The sequence below is a fragment of the Paenibacillus vandeheii genome (assembly GCF_030433635.1).
In the GTDB taxonomy this organism is placed as follows: domain Bacteria; phylum Bacillota; class Bacilli; order Paenibacillales; family Paenibacillaceae; genus Paenibacillus; species Paenibacillus vandeheii.
In genome coordinates this window covers 1-17,608 of the sequence record NZ_JAROCD010000022.1, presented here as the reverse complement: position 1 = coordinate 17,608, position 17,608 = coordinate 1, and the positions used below count along the sequence as shown (strand labels likewise).

At 45.7% G+C, this 17,608-nt stretch carries 19 protein-coding genes, 1 rRNA gene and 1 riboswitch; of the genes, 2 read left to right on the top strand and 18 right to left on the bottom strand.

Translation table 11 applies throughout. The features are described from left to right. Positions 1-37: 37 nt before the first annotated feature. The 3 genes from P5G61_RS29660 to P5G61_RS29650 form a co-directional block, all read right to left on the bottom strand. Positions 38-1,222: a resuscitation-promoting factor gene (locus P5G61_RS29660; protein WP_301249774.1), complete on the bottom strand. Its 1,185-nt coding sequence runs from the start codon at positions 1,220-1,222 to the stop codon at positions 38-40. A gap of 274 nt (positions 1,223-1,496) precedes the next feature. Continuing rightward, a riboswitch (cyclic di-AMP (ydaO/yuaA leader) is annotated at positions 1,497-1,750 on the bottom strand. A gap of 241 nt (positions 1,751-1,991) precedes the next feature. Then, positions 1,992-2,762: a TatD family hydrolase gene (locus tag P5G61_RS29655; RefSeq protein WP_301249773.1), complete on the bottom strand. Its 771-nt coding sequence runs from the start codon at positions 2,760-2,762 to the stop codon at positions 1,992-1,994. A gap of 329 nt (positions 2,763-3,091) precedes the next feature. After that, positions 3,092-4,372, bottom strand: coding sequence for an HD domain-containing protein (locus P5G61_RS29650; protein ID WP_301249772.1), 1,281 nt, complete (start codon positions 4,370-4,372; stop codon positions 3,092-3,094). Between the two features lie 318 nt (positions 4,373-4,690). On the opposite strand from P5G61_RS29650, the gene P5G61_RS29645 reads away from it, so the two are divergent. Further along, a complete protein-coding gene (locus P5G61_RS29645) occupies positions 4,691-4,945 on the top strand; it encodes an AbrB/MazE/SpoVT family DNA-binding domain-containing protein (RefSeq protein WP_024633700.1) in 255 nt (84 codons plus the stop codon). A 288-nt stretch (positions 4,946-5,233) separates the two neighbouring features. Here P5G61_RS29645 and rsmI read toward each other — a convergent pair whose 3' ends face one another. The 12 genes from rsmI to P5G61_RS29585 all read right to left on the bottom strand — a co-directional run bounded on the left by rsmI (position 5,234) and on the right by P5G61_RS29585 (position 14,929). Continuing rightward, complete coding sequence (rsmI, locus tag P5G61_RS29640; protein WP_301249771.1) at positions 5,234-6,115, bottom strand: 16S rRNA (cytidine(1402)-2'-O)-methyltransferase; 882 nt, start codon at positions 6,113-6,115, stop codon at positions 5,234-5,236. Further along, positions 6,116-6,895, bottom strand: a complete 780-nt coding sequence (locus P5G61_RS29635; protein ID WP_024633698.1) for a tRNA1(Val) (adenine(37)-N6)-methyltransferase — start codon at positions 6,893-6,895, stop codon at positions 6,116-6,118. 85 nt (positions 6,896-6,980) lie between these two features. Continuing rightward, positions 6,981-7,349, bottom strand: coding sequence for a DNA replication initiation control protein YabA (gene yabA / locus P5G61_RS29630; RefSeq protein ID WP_024633697.1), 369 nt, complete (start codon positions 7,347-7,349; stop codon positions 6,981-6,983). A gap of 28 nt (positions 7,350-7,377) precedes the next feature. Further along, entirely contained in the window at positions 7,378-8,178 is an 801-nt protein-coding gene (locus P5G61_RS29625; RefSeq protein ID WP_053778939.1) for a PSP1 domain-containing protein, read from the bottom strand. A 117-nt stretch (positions 8,179-8,295) separates the two neighbouring features. Further along, positions 8,296-9,267 carry a DNA polymerase III subunit delta' gene (gene holB, locus P5G61_RS29620; protein WP_301249768.1) on the bottom strand — a complete coding sequence of 324 codons (972 nt, stop codon included), beginning with the start codon at positions 9,265-9,267 and terminating at the stop codon, positions 8,296-8,298. A 9-nt stretch (positions 9,268-9,276) separates the two neighbouring features. Next, positions 9,277-9,720, bottom strand: coding sequence for a YaaR family protein (locus P5G61_RS29615; RefSeq protein WP_024633694.1), 444 nt, complete (start codon positions 9,718-9,720; stop codon positions 9,277-9,279). A gap of 264 nt (positions 9,721-9,984) precedes the next feature. Further along, entirely contained in the window at positions 9,985-10,314 is a 330-nt protein-coding gene (locus tag P5G61_RS29610; protein ID WP_017691391.1) for a cyclic-di-AMP receptor, read from the bottom strand. Positions 10,315-10,375: 61 nt separating this feature from the next. Continuing rightward, positions 10,376-11,023, bottom strand: coding sequence for a dTMP kinase (tmk, locus tag P5G61_RS29605; protein ID WP_301249764.1), 648 nt, complete (start codon positions 11,021-11,023; stop codon positions 10,376-10,378). Positions 11,024-11,249: 226 nt separating this feature from the next. Continuing rightward, positions 11,250-11,942, bottom strand: coding sequence for an LrgB family protein (locus tag P5G61_RS29600; protein ID WP_301249763.1), 693 nt, complete (start codon positions 11,940-11,942; stop codon positions 11,250-11,252). After that, entirely contained in the window at positions 11,912-12,316 is a 405-nt protein-coding gene (locus P5G61_RS29595) for a CidA/LrgA family protein (RefSeq protein WP_301249762.1), read from the bottom strand. Before P5G61_RS29595 ends, P5G61_RS29600 begins: the two co-directional genes overlap by 31 nt. 244 nt (positions 12,317-12,560) lie before the next feature. Further along, positions 12,561-14,390 carry an aminotransferase class I/II-fold pyridoxal phosphate-dependent enzyme gene (locus tag P5G61_RS29590; RefSeq protein WP_301249761.1) on the bottom strand — a complete coding sequence of 610 codons (1,830 nt, stop codon included), beginning with the start codon at positions 14,388-14,390 and terminating at the stop codon, positions 12,561-12,563. 353 nt (positions 14,391-14,743) lie between these two features. Further along, positions 14,744-14,929, bottom strand: a complete 186-nt coding sequence (locus P5G61_RS29585; RefSeq protein WP_024633689.1) for a sigma factor G inhibitor Gin — start codon at positions 14,927-14,929, stop codon at positions 14,744-14,746. Positions 14,930-15,523: 594 nt separating this feature from the next. On the opposite strand from P5G61_RS29585, the gene P5G61_RS29580 reads away from it, so the two are divergent. Then, positions 15,524-16,048 carry a hypothetical protein gene (locus P5G61_RS29580; RefSeq protein WP_024633687.1) on the top strand — a complete coding sequence of 175 codons (525 nt, stop codon included), beginning with the start codon at positions 15,524-15,526 and terminating at the stop codon, positions 16,046-16,048. Between the two features lie 274 nt (positions 16,049-16,322). Here the strand turns inward: P5G61_RS29580 and P5G61_RS29575 are convergent, their stop codons facing one another. From P5G61_RS29575 to rrf, 3 genes are all read right to left on the bottom strand, one after another. Further along, a complete protein-coding gene (locus P5G61_RS29575) occupies positions 16,323-16,466 on the bottom strand; it encodes a hypothetical protein (protein WP_301249760.1) in 144 nt (47 codons plus the stop codon). 329 nt (positions 16,467-16,795) lie between these two features. Continuing rightward, positions 16,796-17,233 (bottom strand): hypothetical protein, encoded by a 438-nt coding sequence (locus P5G61_RS29570; RefSeq protein WP_301249759.1) that lies wholly within the window; start codon positions 17,231-17,233, stop codon positions 16,796-16,798. Positions 17,234-17,531: 298 nt separating this feature from the next. Further along, positions 17,532-17,608, bottom strand: a 5S ribosomal RNA gene (rrf, locus tag P5G61_RS32115); the annotation flags it as partial.

Here is a 17,608-nt window from a genome sequence, read left to right as displayed (position 1 = left end):
CTATTTTATAGCATTCCCATTTCAAAGTAAAACGATTTTAGTTTGCTTCCGGCTTCACCGGACCAATCACATATACCGTCTTGCCTTTCTTCCGTCCGAAGTTCAGGGCATGCTTCACACTATCATAATACACATCAATTTTGTTGCCTTTAATGGCACCACCGGTGTCTTCCGCACGACGGAAGCCAAGGCCCTCGATATACACCCACCAGCCAATCGGAATGATTTTGGGATCAACCGCAATGGTACGTCCCTCGGTGACCCGAGTGCCTGAGGCTGTTTTTGTGCCGATACCGGGCTCTTCAGAAGAGTATGCCGTCATGGATACATTTTTCAATACTTTAGAATATTTAAAAGAACTGCCTGAGACGGTAATCACTTTGCTGCCCGAGGCAGCGGTTTTCTTCGAGTTCGTGGTTGTTGCTGTTTTTGTCGTGGAAGTCTGCGCCGATACCGTCTGAATCACTGGCTCTTTCACAACAGGTTTTGCTTTGGTGCCAACGGCGATAACTTTATCAACGCGATTCGTTGCGATCGATTTACCCACCATTTTTTTGGAGACCAGTTCTCCATCCTGGAACACTTTTTCAATATGCTGTACAAGTGTGCCTTCTTTACCGCTCACAACGACACGATTGTCGCCTTTGTACAAGCTAGGGTCAGCTGTTTTGATCACTTTATAAGCGATCGGCTGTTCCACTTCCACCGTACGCTTGGTTACACGCACTACACGAATTTTCATATCCGCTTCAACAGTGGTTCCCAGCGCAGGATACACTTTATCTTCACTTGCAATCTGAATACCTGATTTTTTAATCGCATCTTTTACCGATGAATCGGTTGTATACAGAGTCTTGGTGTCTCCGTCTGCCGTAATCTTAACTGGAACGGCCCGCTCAATAACGATGCGGTCTCCATCTGTGATCGCCCCATTCAAGGGCATGGATACCTGATCGTGAGGGCTGACTGTGATTGACTGCTCCTCCAGCATTTCCTGAAGCATTCCTGTACGAGTCTCTACCGCTTGAGCTTTGCCATCAATAACCAGTGAAATTTGTTTCCCGGCCTGACCGTAAACGACTAACAAGATCATGATTGTAAGCGCAATTGAGAAAATCGCGATCAATGCCATTTGACGCAAGTTCTCATGCTTCCACCGCAACGCGAAAGACTTACTGGATGATCGTGACTCATGGGTCTCTTCTGGTTGGAATGTGCCCACTTCTCCGTCCTCCTTCATAGCCTCGCCGTCTAAAGTAATGCATGATGTCTTTGACGCGACTATACCAAATTTTCTACAGAACACAGATCGGACCAACATAATCCGGGTTCTGCACCATGAACCAATCTTCGCAACATGATGTCATCCTCCTGAATACTTACCGTATGATGACAGTATTTCTTTTATTCAAAAACAAAAAAGCCAAAGAAAGAGTTTAAGAGGAACTCTTTCGTGGCTTCCGAATGATTCTGAATATCGGAAATTCATGCACGAGGTTGCCTCTCTTTTTCCGCTTGCGAGGTTAGCTGTCGGGTTCGGGCGAAAGAGAGCCGCCCTATCTCCGGTCACCCGCTCATGGCGGACGCCCTTGAATTCACCCCGAGACCCAAAGAAGAAATCAAATACGGCTTCGCAGATTTATACGCTGCTTTTGGGTCAGCGCATGTTGCGCATCGGCTGCAATCACCGATGTTTAAGCCCTATTGGTTCCCCCGCTCTCCGTTAACGGAGACTCAGCGAGACTGATTCATGAAAGTAATGTTGTTTCATCGGAAAGTGTCCCTTTGTTCATCCCCCGAACATCTGTCCAATTTTCCGCACAACAATTCACTGAAAAGATGATATCCTGTTTCTATGCATGTTGTAAAGCGTTGTTCAAGTACGTTTTTCTAAATATTTGGTTAAAATATTGTAATATTCTTGATTTATTTGGATCAAAAAGCAAATTAACTCCGCCTAACTCACTTTTTCACCCGTTTTGCTCGATATTTTAACGAATCCCAAATCGTTCCATGGCATTTCTGGTCGTTATTGCTGCAATTTCCTCTACCGAAATGCCTTTAATTTCCGCAGCTGCTTCTGCAACCAGACGTACATGCGCTGTCTCATTTCGTTTCCCACGATAAGGATGAGGTGTCAAATAAGGCGAGTCGGTTTCAATGAAAAATCGGTCCATAGGAACCTTCTCAAGTACCTCTTTCGGCTGCTTCGCATTTTTGAACGTGATTGGCCCTCCGAAGGAAAGATGGAAGCCCAAATCCAGGCACATTTTTGCCGTTTCCCAGCTGCCAGAGAACGAATGCATGACACCGCCTACTTCTCCAGCCTTTTCTTCACGCAGAATCTTTACAATATCCTCATGCGCATCCCGGTTGTGAATGACAATCGGCATATTCAACTCACGGGCCAGTCCAATCTGTTGTCGTAATACGCGATGTTGAACCTCTTTCGGTGAAGTGTCCCAATAATAGTCTAGACCAATTTCACCAATGGCTACCACTTTTTCATGCTTGCATAAAGATGCAATCCATTCCAGATCACCCTCCTGCATCGTGATCGCATCTACAGGGTGCCAACCTACTGCCGCATATATAAAATCATAGGTTTCAGCCAGCTTCATCGTGGTTGGAATGGTCTCCCGGTTAAAGCCTACGTTAATCATGCGGCCAACGCCTGCATCCACAGCACGCTGAATCATTTCCTCGCGGTCCTCGTCGAATTGTGGGGCATCCAGATGGGTATGTGTGTCGAACAACATCATTTTGTATTTCTCCCTTCGTGTCGAATCAACGACAATCTCTTCTTTATCCACTCTGCAGATCTTAACCAGAAATAAATATTACAAATTAGATCGTGCTTTTATCTATATTTCATTTCATTCGTTCATTGAGCACAACATGTAGAACGAACATGTTCCTTCATATCTATATGTTGCTTAATTTTAGCCGGCTGAGTTGTATTCTAATTGCTCTGATTACAAAATTATGTCGATCTACATGTACTCTCCATTAAAGCAGATTACTGTATCATGAAAATAGCTCTTTTAGAAAGCCTTTTGCATCATGACTCATCAACAGCATTGCACACCATTTAATGTGAGAAATAGGGGCGTATATGGGACGGTAATTCATGAACAATCGCATCCACCTTATTTTGCGGATAATACAAGTGATGTTTTCCCCGATGAAGACCACTGATTGAACGGACGATGTCGGACACCTCTGACAACTCATGTAACTTGTCTTGCCGATCAAGCAGCAGAATCTGCTTGTCCGTTGATTCATCCGGACGAAACACATCATACGGATTATCCGATGGAAAATCAATTTCCAGATCATACTCGGGATTGAGACCTGCTACAGTGAAGGCTTCCCGAATCTCTTCAATCATGTTTACGTCGATCTGTTCAATCTCTACATACTTATATAATTTGCGATCTATAAAACGTTCGCATAACTCACTTAGAACAGCATCGTCCTCTTTGCGCCACTGCATAAATGCCGTCTGAATCAAAGCTTCGTCCAGTTGTAAATATTCGTCCACCGATAGATCTCCCTCGAATAACTGGGGCAGTGGATCGATCATGAAGCGGAATTGGAAACCTTGCTGTATGAGACTTTTCGCCCGCTTAAATATTTGCCGCAGTATAATTTCCGAACTTCGGGTAACCGGATGAAAGTAAATTTGCCAGTACATCTGGTACCTGGACATCAAGTAATCCTCCACGGCGTGCATGCCCGACTCCTTAACCACGATTCGTCCGTGATATGGACGCAGCATACGCAGGATACGGTCAAGGTCGATCGTCCCATAATTTACACCTGTGAAGTAGGCATCCCGCAGCAAATAATCCATGCGGTCCGCATCCAGTGGACTGGTGACCAAATTAACAACAATGGGCTTTTCATACGTTTTTTGAATAACTGAAGCCACTTTCTCGGGAAAATCGGGAGCATACCGTCTTAAGATCGCCCCTACTTCGGTGTCACCTGTAATGATCCGACAAGTCCAATTCTCATGATTCATATCGAAAGCTTCTTCTATAGAGTGAGAGAATGGCCCATGTCCAAGATCATGGAGCAATGCTGCGCAAAGGGCTACCGTTTTTTCCTCCTTTGGCCAATCTGAATAGTGACTTCTTTCGAACTGGGAAATAATCTTACGCGTAATTTCGTAGACACCCAGGGAATGTGAGAAGCGACTGTGCTCTGCACCGTGGAAAGTAAGAAATGATGTTCCTAATTGACGGATTCGGCGTAAACGTTGAAACTCGGGCGTGTTGATCAACTGCCATATAATCGGATCTTGCACATGGATATAATTATGTACCGGATCTTTAAACACCTTTTCTTCCGTTAAACGCTGTTCCATGTCTATTCACTCCTTTAAATATCGTTTGTAGTTGTCGCTTTTAAGTATAATACCACCAAGGATTCGACATGCTTTGACGAATCTTGTCGAATAAGGTAGTTTTGTCGTTTTCCAAATCGACAAAGCTGTCATGGATGTTTAAATACGAAAAATAGCTTCCAATCCCTTACCACTCGTAATCTTATCAAAAACAGCCTTTATTTTAAGCTAATTTTAAGGTTGACTGTTTTGGGAATCGTTGGTATGATGAGTATCATAAAACATAAAATAATGTCGAATAATGACAATGATCGTTAGCTGAGAGGAGCACTGATTATAATGATGAAATCAACAGGTATTGTAAGAAAAGTGGATGAACTGGGACGGGTAGTTATTCCAATCGAATTGCGCCGTACGCTCGGTATTGGTGAAAAAGATGCTCTTGAGATCTATGTTGACGGCGAGCGTATCATGTTGAAAAAATACGAGCCAGCTTGTATCTTCTGTGGCAATGCAGAGAACGTTACTTATTTCAAAGGTAAAATTGTTTGTAACGAGTGTATTTCCGAAATCCCTGCACCTGTGACAAAATAAGAAATATCAGGTATAATGGTCTTATTAAATTGTTATTTCTAACCTTTTTATATTCCTTGATCGCCTTCCCGGTGTGAACCCCACCGCTGGAAGGTATTTTTTTGCTTTATTATGGTTCTCATTACCCAATAGATTAAGCTACGAGTCTGTTTAGCTTCAAAAAGAAGAGCGGTGACGTTTGAAATAAAATTTTCTCCGCTCTGCTTATTTTCATAATCCGTTAAGGTTGGGTCTAAGCTTCCTTTAAGTTTATGTTCCCTATTCCAGTATATATTTGTTGATCCGTTATTAGATTAAAGCATTATACACATCTCGTTTTGTCAAACCACGATCCGTTGCCGTTTTCTTCATCGCATCTTTCCGACTAAGTCCTTCATTCTCATAATGACTTACATGATCCTCCAAAGACAACAGTTGCCACCAGGCTTCCCGCTCGGCCTTTCGCTCCTCTTCCCTGATGCCTTCTACAAGCAAACAATATTCCCCAAGTGGTGGATGTTCCTCAAGCCAGTTAATGCACTCTTGGATACTTCCTCTTGCGAACTCCTCATGACGTTTCGTCAGCTCACGTGCCAGTACAATCGACCGATCACCCAGAATCTCTTCGAGATAGGCCAAAGTTTTGCGAATACGGTGAGGGGATTCATAAAATAGCAAAGTACCGTTGGACTCATTAAAAGCTTCCATCACTTTTCGCATGTCTTTTTTCTCCCGCGGCAAAAAACCGCCGAATGTGAAACGCTCCGTCGGTAAACCGGATACGATTAGAGCTGATAACGCTGCATTGGCTCCAGGAATGGGAATGACCGTAATTCCGGCTTCAAGTGCAAGTTTTACAAGATCGGATCCAGGGTCCGAAATGGCCGGCAGACCGGCATCGCTGACGAGCGCCAAATTTTTTCCTTCTATTATATAGCGTATTAGTTCAGGCCCACTGGCTCCCTTATTATGCTCATGGTAACTGAACAACATCGATGGTGTAATTTCAAAATGGGTGAGCAGCTTTCGGGTCTGGCGTGTGTCTTCTGCTGCAATGATGTCACAGCTCTGCAATGTCTTGATTGCACGAAATGTCATATCGTCCAGATTACCGATCGGTGTTCCTACCAGATATAATTTCCCGGCGTCACCCGACTGCTCCGCGTAGCTCTTCTGAATATGCAATGTCATCTATAACCCTCCTTCCGTTGTATGTTGTACATGCTGCGCCCCGTAATATATGTCCATAATTTCTTCGCAGTACTTCCCCTCTTCATTGTAGACAATCAGCGGTGGAAGCATGCGTACCTCCGGTTTTCCATCCTTGAGTGCTTCAATCAACACCATATTGGCTTCCAAATGAGCACGGGGATGTACCATCCGAATTCGCTTCGGTTCAAGTTTGTACTCACGCATCAGAGAGATGATCTCGCCTAAACGCTGCGGGCGATGAACCATGGATACTTTACCGCCATTACGAACTAGCCGATTACAGGCCTGAATGACTTCCTCCAGCGTACACCCGATTTCATGGCGTGCCATTGCCTGATGGTTGTTCATCTTGAGATCACTTCCATTCAGCGGCATATACGGAGGATTAACTGTTATGGCATCATATACCGCATGGCCCGTTTCTTTCACGAGTTCACGCAAATCACCTTCATGAATCGTAATTGATTCCTCCAATGCATTCAGCTGTACGCTGCGGCGTGCCATATCCGCTAATCGTGGCTGAATTTCGATGCCCTCCAGACTCGCCTGTGTTCTTGTGGTCAACAGGATGGGAACAACCCCATTACCTGTACACAAATCAAGTACACGACCACGCTTGGGTACTGAAGCAAATCGGGCCAATAATACAGCATCCATTGAAAAACTAAACACTTCATCACTTTGAATAATCTTCAAATCATGAGAGAGCAGATCGTCGATCCGCTCCGAATCTTGCAATTTTACTGATTTTTCTGTCATATGATACACTCATCCTCCGGTACTCTATATCTCAGACAAGGTTCTTAACCTTGAAAAAAAACCGTAGGGGATCCCTACGGTCACTTCATTTATTCAAAAAAGACAGGCAGAACAGACAATCGCCTTCCGTCCGCAAATGTCCATAATAGACATTGCAGATATGGAATCCTTCGTGATACAACCGAGCCAGATTATCATACCCTTCACCTACAACATCTTCACCAGTAGCCGGACCAGCAGGCCTTGCTACCGGAGCGAGCGCCGATGCGATGGGCAAATCTGCCGGGGCCTCACGCTTCAGCAGTTTGCGTAACTGCTCATTCTCGATGGTAAGCCGCTGATTATCCTCAAGCAGCTCTTTAACAATCATTTTTAACTCTCCTAAATCACTGTGCAACTGACCCAATTGGGTTTCCATTTCATGAATGTGCGTAAACAGATTTTTCTTTTCCAAGTTTCCACCCCGAAGCAACCTTTATGGTTTACTTGATAACGACGTCATCCAGCGGAAGTTCTTTGACTTTACTGATGTCGAACAGTTGAACATGGACTGTGCGACTACCCGCATTGATACCGACAACTTTCCCTTCACCCAATGAGGTGACGACCAACTTGCCTACAGCCGGTAGTTCTTCTCTCACACTTTCATAGTTATCATGCTCAAATTTCAGACAACACATGAGTCTTCCGCACAACCCGGAAATTTTCGTCGGATTCAGTGACAGGCTCTGATCTTTAGCCATCTTGATTGATACCGGCTCAAAGTCTCCCAGCCAGGAAGAACAACATAATACACGGCCGCAAGGTCCAATCCCTCCAAGCATCTTTGCTTCATCACGTACACCGATCTGTCTCAGTTCGATCCGTGTCCGGAAAATGCTTGCCAGATCCTTGACCAACTCCCGGAAATCCACTCTTCCTTCAGCTGTAAAATAAAAAATAATTTTATTGCGATCAAACGTAAATTCCACATCGACCAGCTTCATTTTGAGGCCATGGTCTTTGATTTTATTTAAACAAGTACCGAATGCTTCTTTTGCTGCACGCTTGTTCTCATCTACGACACGGGCATCTGTCTCGCCCGCCACCCGGATGACCTTTTTGAGCGGCAACACCACATCAGACTCGCCTACTTCTTTCTTGCCAACGACAACCTTACCGTACTCTACCCCCCGCGCTGTCTCCACGATAACGCAGTTTTCTTTTTCAATGGGAAGGTCCAGGGGATCGAAGTAATAAATTTTGCCCGCTTTTTTGAAACGGACACCCACTACACTGTACAAAAAATTAACCCCCTCGTAAGCCAATCCCACTTCGTCTGAAGCCCTGTCTTCTTAGGGAACCCGCCGAAGTTATAACCGTTTGCATATGAATGGAACAAAATCTGTCCTCTCCCAGTCTTATGCCAAACCGATCAAAAATTGCTCCAGACAAAGCTGGCCATTGACATTGAAACGCAATTTTTTTCTGCATGCTGCGGCCATATCCATGTAGGAAACCCACTGCTCGGTGCTGCGGGTGTGGGCCAACTGAGACAGCATGTCCAACTGATCTATAAAAACGATATGTTCATGCCTACCATACTGGACATACAGCATATCCCTGAACCATAAATGGAACAGGCTAAGCATCGTATCCAGGTGTTCTGAGAGTCCGGTTTTAAAAAGCTTCTGCTGTGCAGAGATCAATGATGTACTTCCTCTACCCAGGGACTCCTTCCCTAATTGTAACATTACGTTTCTAATTTCTGCAAACCAATTCTGCTGGAGAATTTCTCTACATGCTTCCAGTCCTGACGCTAAATGGACGGCAGAGCGAGCCAAATTGGCAGGGTGCCCCTCCGCAATCAGCGATTGCAGCATCTCTTCCGGATTCAGTGCACTGAAAGGAACCAATTGAGAGCGTGAACGAATGGTGGGCAGCATCGCCTGTCCATTATCTGTAATCAAAATGCCTACCGCGGGCACCTGTGGTTCTTCCAGAAACTTCAGCAGGCTGTTGGCCGCTTGGACAGTCATTTTCTCTGCCTGTTCGATAATATATACTTTGGGATGCCCAGCCTCTGAACGGTACGAAAAGATGCGTTGGAGATCCCGAATTTGATCAATTTTAATGTTATTCCCATCTGGTGCAAGCATCGTTAGATCTGGATGATTGCCATGTTCGACCTTGCGACATTCAAGACACTGTCCGCAGGCATCATCTTCAAGCTCTGTACAGAATATTGCTTTGGCAAATGTAATCGCCGCCTGCAATTGTCCGCTGCCGGATGGTCCGCTAAACAAATAGGCGTGACTTATGGCATGACGTCTCAAGCTGCTCTGTAACATTTGCTTGGCTGTCTGCTGACCCATAATTTGTTGAAAGGACATACTTCCTCCTCAGAAGCTTAAATTAATAAGCATTCCCCGAATTTCTCCCACTTGCTGTAATAACGTAATCTTGCCTTCTTCTGTTTCCAAAAGCTCGTCCGCCATAGATAATAAGGCAGAGTCAATCTCATCAATTAGCTTGTAACGCTTCCCTCTTCCCCGACGATCCCATCCTCGCGTCTCTTTCATGGACACACCACGGCGGACCGTTTCCTCCAGAAATCTTTTTACAAGCTGCTTGTATGCTTTCAATTCACGAATGGTCATGGAACGAGATAGACGGTCACCCTGCATCTGGATCTCACTTAATCGGCGGGTAAGTTCAGCCTGTGATGCCCGTTCACCCTGGTGATTCATCATATCAGAGAAATTTTTGGATTGAACCGGTTTGGAGCCGGAATCGGAAGAACTGAGTCCACTCTGCATCGGTCGGAATCCAGGGTTGATTTTCATGGAAACGCCTGCTTTCTATCTTAGTAGGCCAATCGCCCATCAGCACAGTGCGCGCTGCGCCTGTGCGTGGAGGAGACCTTATATGTGCTACATCATACTCTATATATAATAGTAGTTAAATATCACCACATGGATCTGTTCGTTGGTTAGTCAGCCTCTGTCCGAAATAAGATTTTTCCCTGATAGAAAAACCTTCTTCCAGACAGAGAACGCGATTCTTAATAACAAGAAGGACGCTACATTCGATTTATGCGTAATGCATCATTAAAAGTGTTCGAATCGATCTACTGGAAGAACAAACACGGTAGCTCCGCCTACTTGAACTTCGACAGGCAGCGGCAGGTAAGAGTCGGTTGTTCCGCTCATCGGAGTGACCGGAGTCACGAGCTGTTCACGAACCTTACAGCTGCTGCGAATGACGTTCATCACGGACTCGACTTGACCATCATCGACACCGATCATAAACGTCGTGTTGCCTGCCTTCAAAAATCCACCGGTACTGGCCAATTTCGTAGCCCGAAAATTTGCTTTGACCAATGCGCTGGATAATCGGTTGCTGTCTTTATCCTGTATAATCGCAACAATCAGTTTCATCCTGCATAACCTCCTTTAGAATAAGCATCTTGTGAAATGCCCCTGTCTATATATTAGACAATTACTCGTCAAAATCCTTCAAAATCTCTGTCTCCAGCGACAAAATCATTGCTGCCAAAACCTCTTCTGGCGTTTGGGAAGCGTCGATGACCTTGATCCGTTCCGGAAACTGTTCCTTCAGTAGAATATAGCCCTCACGTACTTTGCGGTGGAACTCCAGGCTTTCGAGATCGAGACGATTAACCTCACGTCCATCATGAGCATCAATTCGGGCAAGACCTGCTTCCGGCTCAATATCCAGATAAAGTGTGACGTCTGGCATCAGCTCACCTATCGCAAACCGATTGATGGCCCACACGTTCTCCATGCCAAGTCCACGAGCATATCCTTGATAGGTCAGACTGCTGTCGACAAAGCGGTCACAGATGACTGTCTTGCCTGCCTTCAATGCAGGCTCGACCTTTTCCGCCAGATGCTGGCTGCGTGCAGCTGCATAAAGTAGCGCTTCGGTTCGTGCATCCATTTCCGTATGGAGAGGATTCAGGATGATGGCACGTATTTTCTCAGCAATCTCGATCCCTCCAGGTTCCCGAGTAACTACGTAAGGTATACCCTGTTCTTCAAAGTAAGAACCTAATTGGCTAATCATCGTTGTTTTGCCGGACCCCTCTCCCCCTTCCAACGTAATGAATTTACCTCTGCCCTGCATATGCTTCCCTGCTTTCTATATCGATAATTGCTTCTTATTGTGCTGCGATAAATACAGCCTCGATCCTCTCCTACTCCAGACTATGAAATAGCCAGCCTAGAGGTGTATATTCACGACTTCCGGATTAGGTTGGTTTGAGTATAGTACAAGCTTCTTTCTATAATACCATACATGATCCTGCGTTAGCGGTCAGCTATTCTCCAATATTTTCGAGAAGTCGACCTGATCAACCGTAAATAATCCATACCCATAACGGGAGCATGATAGAGCCTGCAATGGCGCTGACGATCATGGATACAGAGCTCAATGCGACTGCATTCTCCCCATACTCAAAGGATCTTGCCATCCCCAGTGCATGGGAAGCCGAACCAAGTCCGATCCCATAGGCATTTCTGCTGTTTACTCTGGCCCATTTCAAAATTAGGGGTCCCAATAATATCCCCGAAAATCCGGCTATCATCACAAATAACGAAGTGAAGGATGAATTTCCTCCCACCTGATCAGCAAGTTGTATAGCAACGGGTGTGGTAATGGATTTGGGTAATAAGGCAATAACAATTTCTTGCGGAAAACCCAGCAGCAGCGATATGGCGGCCCCTGTGGACATGCCAACGATGCTCCCACCCAAGGTTCCACCCAAAATCGGAATGATATTCCGTTTCAGAACATCAAGGTGCTTCGCCAAAGGAAACGCCAGGGAAACTACAGCCGGTCCCAATAGCTCCTGTATCCATTTACCGCCGAGCATATACATATCTAGCGATATACCGGAAAACAGCAGGATCAGTACAATTACGGCCGTTGCCGTTAATACGGGCATAAGAATCGGCCATTTCATTCTTCTGTATAGACGAGTCGCTGGAATATATATAGCCACGGTGAGGGCAATCATTCCGATTCCGAGGATGAATGTGAGCATGGGATCGCCTCCTTCTTGCCTTGATGCGACGATCTCCACGTCATAAGCCATTCACTGATTTTTGCAGACAACAGACAGGTAACTAATGTACTAACGATCAACCCTAGAACAAGCAGTACGGTATTGGCTCTAAAAAAATCAAAATGATTGATAATGCCCACCGTGGGAGGGATAAATAATAATTGCAAATTTGATTGAAGCCAGGATGAGCCCTCTTCTCCCCAGCTTACTCTGATCCATCCCAGTTGAATGACGATGAATAAAAGCACCATGCCCACAATACTACCTGTTAAAGGCAGATGCAGTATGGCCTGAAGCAGGTTTCCTATCCAATAAAATCCATACATCAATAGGACTTGCAGGACGATTCCCATATATTTTTTTAGCGGAATATCCAAAGTTTGTTCCCTTCTTTCTTGATGTCCAGACAACAATGATGTCCTAACTTGTTTGAGCATTTTGCATAAATTAAAGAATGTATTTCAATCAACCAGTTATAGATCCGAATGCTCCTATTCGTCTATACGTGGTACCCATGAGTGAATTGAATCGAATTAAGCAAAGTGCCGGTTTTAATGCCGGTTGATTCCTCAATTTCTTTGCCTATGCTGAACTCACTTATTCTCTAATGATTTTCAATGTTTGCAGCGAAGTATCCGTTAAGCCGTGGAACCTTGCTCCTTCATCTCTCAGCAGCTTAATACGTGCTGCCATGGACGCGCTTATTCGCTCACCAGCGTACACAAGAGGTATGCCGGGCGGATACGGAATGACCATCTCCGCAGAGCGAAGACCTACACAATTTTCGATGGAGATTTCTTTCGTATCCTCCTCCATAATGGGCTGCAACGTGAACGGAATGGGCTCCGAAAAAGGAGTACCTTCTTGAAAATTGTTCCACGTGGAAATATAATTTTCAGCCTCTTTTGTATAACGCTGAGATTGCTCATCAAGAAATTGGCTCTGCTCCTGCTCAAGGCTTATTTGCCGTAAAGCCTGCAGTAGATGCTCGGCATCGCGCAGCGACGAGCCAAGACTGAAGAGCAGGACGACGTATCGTTCGTCGCTCATTTCGGGCACGCAGCCGCGCGCTTCCAGCTGCTGCTGCAGCCCATAACCGCTCAGCACCCCTGTGCCGTCATAAATGACGGCCTTGAACGGGTCCTGAGCGGTATACCCCGCTGCGGATGGCAAAGCCGCCGCGGGCACTGCTTCAGGCCGCCCCAGTGCAGCGGCGGCCTCGGACTTCCCGCCAGCTGCCGGCTTCGCCCCGGCTGGCGGATCTTGCTGCAGCAGCTGTGCCGGCTGCAGCAACCGAAAGCGCGGCAGCTCCGCAAGGCCGCGCTTAAAGGCGTCCACGGCGGCAAGCCCCGCCGTGAAGGCATTCGCGCCCTGCGTATGCAGTAAGCGGCGCGCCAGATCAAGCGAAGCCATCACCGGGTACGATGGGCTCGAGCTTTGCACCATGGCCAGACGCTGACGCAGCAGGGACCGGTTTAACCGTGGTCCCTTAATGTGCAGCATGGCTCCCATGGTGAAAGCAGACAGCATCTTGTGGGTCGACTGCACCACACCGTCTGCTCCGCAGGACAGTGCAGAGGCTGGCAGCTCCGGATGCTGCCCATAATGCGCGCCATGCGCTTCATCCACGAGCAGCGGCATGCCGGCCGCGTGGCAAACCTCAGCGATGGGCGTCAAATCAGCACCCATCCCGTAATAATTGGGCAACGTCACAAGTACTCCCTTTGCCTCAGGATATGACTGGACAGCAGCCCGCACCGTCTCAAGCGACGGCATCACCGCAAGTCCACTCGCTGGATCAACCCATGGCTCCAAAAATACAGCCCTTGCACCTGCAAGCATCAACCCGTGAATGACGGACTTGTGCACATTACGCTGCACCAGTACAAGGCTGTTCGGTTCATTACATACGGTCAGCAGCAAAGACAAATTACCAGCCGTACTGCCTCCGACAAGGAAGAAGCTCTCCTCTGCCCCAAAACAATCTGCGGCCAGCTGCTGCGCCTCCAATATAACCCCTTCTGGATGATGCAAGTCGTCCGTACCCGAGATTTCCGTTACATCCAGCCGCATCATCTCCAGAAACGCACTCACAGGTACCACAGCTGCTGCAGATCCGTCACTTCCATACCTGTCGGGAGCCGTCAGCCCGCCAATTTCATTGCCCTCCCTTTGTTCCTCAGCTTGTCTGAAGCACTCTTCCTCATCATGTACTGAATGTCCCATACCTCGTTTTCCCTTTGCCTCACCCTCATTCCGGTAATCGTCAACGACTCCTCTATCTGACTGCTGCTGTTCCGCTTGCTCCAGTAACCTGCGATAGACTTGTCCATTCTTGTGTCCAGGTACATGAAAAGAACGCTGCCCCGAATCACGATACGCAAGCAACGCTTCATATAAAGGTGCGGTATTTGATTTATGCTCCATTGAATAATCATCCTGTACATTCATAAATTTTGATACTGCCGTACCAATGCTCTTTCCATAACAAAAGCGACCTTCGACCTTCTCACTCTTGTTCCTCTCCCACCATCTGCTGCATTCAAATCTTGGAGGTGAAGAACTTCTCATCTCATTATATCAGGAATTGTCCAGCACCCGTGCAAATCAGCGTTTTCACCAATGGAGCATCCTCATATCCTGTCACACACAGGGCCTTATCATGTCCATCTTCCCCTTCTTCTTTCCCCCGATAAAAACAGAAAAAGGCCCCTAGGTAGGGCCTCTATGCACATCGATACAAATCAATGTGATGTTTCACGAATATGATTTAACGCGCTTTACGCGTTCTTTTGCACCCAAATCTGCTTCATTTGATGAATAAAATAATTGTACTTGGCATCTTGTGCATCCGTATGAACCATTTCTGCTTCACAAGCGTCACATATAAATTCAGATACAATAAAAATGCCTTCTCTTTTGGTCTGTTCGCAGATAATGCATGTGTGTTCGGCGTGTCCTTCCATCAACCATCCCACCTTGTTTTACGTATTACTATCAGTATTGCACAGTTTCTATTATTTTAAACCTTTTCATAGTGCTTTCTTTCTATAAAATATATATATTCGCCCACCCCTCTATGGGTGTCTGTACCGAAAACAAACATAAGAAAATGCCTTTCGTTCTATACTTCCGTGAGACAGCCTGCATTTGGAAGCCCTTTTCCTCGCCCGATTATTCAGCAACAGCCTCGCAGATCTGCAACTTCTTCTATTATATGAAAACCATTTCTGGACGGCCATTACAAGAAACGTACCCGCACTTCATTGCATTTTCCTCTGTGATTTACCACTCCTCCTGCTGCTCCAAAAACTTATATTCTATAATCTTAAAAAAACTTGGATTTTCAGCCGATATATAATACATCACCATTCGGAACCTGACAGCCAGATCGTTCGACGGTATACTTGTATAAGAACAATCTACTTTCATATCTTGTACATCAATCTGGAGCACACACAAGGTTCATATACGCATCTCTGCATCACCTGTCTCCTTATTCATGAAAACGAATACCTTTTGCAAATGAACGTGATCCCAGAAGGAGGATTTGTAATCGTATGATCGCCGAACCGGAGAATAAAGTCACTTTTTATCAATACCGGCTTCTCAAAAAAAAGGCCATTGCCCGCAGCGTGATCTTCAGCTATTTGTGTCTGCCTGTGATTATGCTCCTGTTTAACCTATTGGCATTCTCCTGGACCGGCCTCTTCTTCTTTATCCTGGCAGGCCCGATTACGCTTTGGATTCATTATGTCATTGCCAGAACCATATTACTGTTGGTCCGTACCTCTTATGCCCGGCGCTGGCGATGGAACCTCAAAATGCCTTGGTTCGGCTATATCCCAGACCAGCATTTTAGCTACCGCATGTTCGTCCGGGTCCACCTCAATATGAGCTGGATTGGGCTATGTATCATTACCGTCTGCTTAATATGGTCACCCTTGTCCTTTACCCTATCGCTAATTTTCTGGCATCTGTGGCTGCTTGTACCGCGTCTATATGTTGTTCTTGTGCTCTCACGCGAACGCAAGGACGGACTTATCAAACTAAATGAACAAGATGTTTCCTACTACCTGCAATAATCGTTCTCGTTCTATCCTTCAACTATAACCTTGCCACATGCAATGTATATTGAACCCGGTAATACATAATTGCTAAAGCTCGTCCATATGTTCTACCCAAATCGACGCAACCTCACCTTTGACACTCTTCCATACTTACTGCGTTGTACTTCCTATCCTTAAAGGTTATCCACAGTGGATAACCTTTTTTACGTTCCCTCCTTTTTTCCCTTATCCACAGCATGGGTATAGTTAAAATGGTTATCCCCAATGCAGTATATTTATCTCCGCTCCGTTACACGCTCTGACGCATTGAACACCTCTCATCAATACGGGCGAGACCTGCTTCCGGTTCAATATCCAGATAGAGTGTGACATCAGGAATCAGCTTACCTATTGCAAACCGATTGATGGCCTTGAATACATATATGAGGCTCATAACATGCTTTGCTTTCTTTCCGGTGCTTACTCCCCTCTCTTACTGAGTTACTCTACAGACGACTGAAACCGGCCTAAACGGCCTCTTACAAGGACATATTATTGATGCCTCATGTCTTTCTACGTGAGTGATATATCCCTGTTGATCTAACGCTCCTGGTCAAGTCACCACCAAAAGACAACGTCACACGCTCCAAGTCTCATCCAATATGGTTCATGACATGCTCAACTACATACAAAAAAAGCTCCCGATCACTAATCGGGAGCCTTACTATAATACGGACCATTACACCGTTAATTGTTAAACCATTACATCAAAACACAACGCATTCAATCATCATCATCAAGTGATTTTACTGTCGTCTGGGCAGCTTCACTTTTCGGAACCATCACCGTGAAGAACCCATCATGTACAGCTAATTGTACAGTATGCCCTTCTTTAGCAAATACACGTAGGGAACTTGAGTCATTGGATGTACTCTTGGCTTGCTTTTCTGTCCAGCCCCAGCTTTTAATCTCGTCTAGATACACCTCAGGTAAACTAGTGCTCTCACTAATACCAGACAGCGTATATCGAACATAATCCATATCCGAATTGTTTTCAGACTGGTCAGATTTATTCGCCACTTTAGGAACCGGGAAACCCTTCTCGTTTACCGCTCCTTCATAAGAAGTCCATGCAGATCCTGCTTCACCGCATCCTACAAGCACGCCCATCAGGCCGAGCAAGAGAAACGAATGAAGAACTAGTCTTCGCCAACTTATCACACACACCCTCCTTTTCACAGCTGCACATTCCAGCTCTGTGGTCAGGTACTTTTAGCATATTTAACATAGTCCTATTATACTGGTTTCGAATGCGTTTTCCGTAACAAAAATGTTACCTTCATTTCAAGACTTTTATATGGTCTCACTTACCCTCATTTGAGAGTTAAATCGTCTGCATTCAGCCATTTGGGTCAGTTACCAAAACCAGATATCAATGCATCTTTATCTTAGCTAATTATTCAATCTTCCTTATAAACAAATAAAAACCACCACCGAATAACATCGGCAGTGGTTCTTTGCTTGGCGGCGTCCTACTCTCCCAGGACCCTGCGGTCCAAGTACCATCGGCGCTAGAGGGCTTAACGGTCGTGTTCG

Bases quoted from the DNA above. Each gene is read 5' to 3' on its own strand.
- P5G61_RS29655 (WP_301249773.1), bottom strand. From the start codon at position 2,762: ATGATGTTGTTCGACACACATACCCATCTGGATGCCCCACAATTCGAC.
- P5G61_RS29650 (WP_301249772.1), bottom strand. From the start codon at position 4,372: ATGGAACAGCGTTTAACGGAAGAAAAGGTGTTTAAAGATCCGGTACAT.
- P5G61_RS29645 (WP_024633700.1), top strand. From the start codon at position 4,691: ATGATGAAATCAACAGGTATTGTAAGAAAAGTGGATGAACTGGGACGG.
- rsmI (WP_301249771.1), bottom strand. From the start codon at position 6,115: ATGACATTGCATATTCAGAAGAGCTACGCGGAGCAGTCGGGTGACGCC.
- P5G61_RS29635 (WP_024633698.1), bottom strand. From the start codon at position 6,895: ATGACAGAAAAATCAGTAAAATTGCAAGATTCGGAGCGGATCGACGAT.
- holB (WP_301249768.1), bottom strand. From the start codon at position 9,267: ATGTCCTTTCAACAAATTATGGGTCAGCAGACAGCCAAGCAAATGTTA.
- P5G61_RS29615 (WP_024633694.1), bottom strand. From the start codon at position 9,720: ATGAAAATCAACCCTGGATTCCGACCGATGCAGAGTGGACTCAGTTCT.
- P5G61_RS29610 (WP_017691391.1), bottom strand. From the start codon at position 10,314: ATGAAACTGATTGTTGCGATTATACAGGATAAAGACAGCAACCGATTA.
- tmk (WP_301249764.1), bottom strand. From the start codon at position 11,023: ATGCAGGGCAGAGGTAAATTCATTACGTTGGAAGGGGGAGAGGGGTCC.
- P5G61_RS29600 (WP_301249763.1), bottom strand. From the start codon at position 11,942: ATGCTCACATTCATCCTCGGAATCGGAATGATTGCCCTCACCGTGGCT.
- P5G61_RS29595 (WP_301249762.1), bottom strand. From the start codon at position 12,316: ATGGGAATCGTCCTGCAAGTCCTATTGATGTATGGATTTTATTGGATA.
- P5G61_RS29590 (WP_301249761.1), bottom strand. From the start codon at position 14,390: ATGGAGCATAAATCAAATACCGCACCTTTATATGAAGCGTTGCTTGCG.
- P5G61_RS29585 (WP_024633689.1), bottom strand. From the start codon at position 14,929: ATGGAAGGACACGCCGAACACACATGCATTATCTGCGAACAGACCAAA.
- P5G61_RS29580 (WP_024633687.1), top strand. From the start codon at position 15,524: ATGATCGCCGAACCGGAGAATAAAGTCACTTTTTATCAATACCGGCTT.
- P5G61_RS29575 (WP_301249760.1), bottom strand. From the start codon at position 16,466: ATGAGCCTCATATATGTATTCAAGGCCATCAATCGGTTTGCAATAGGT.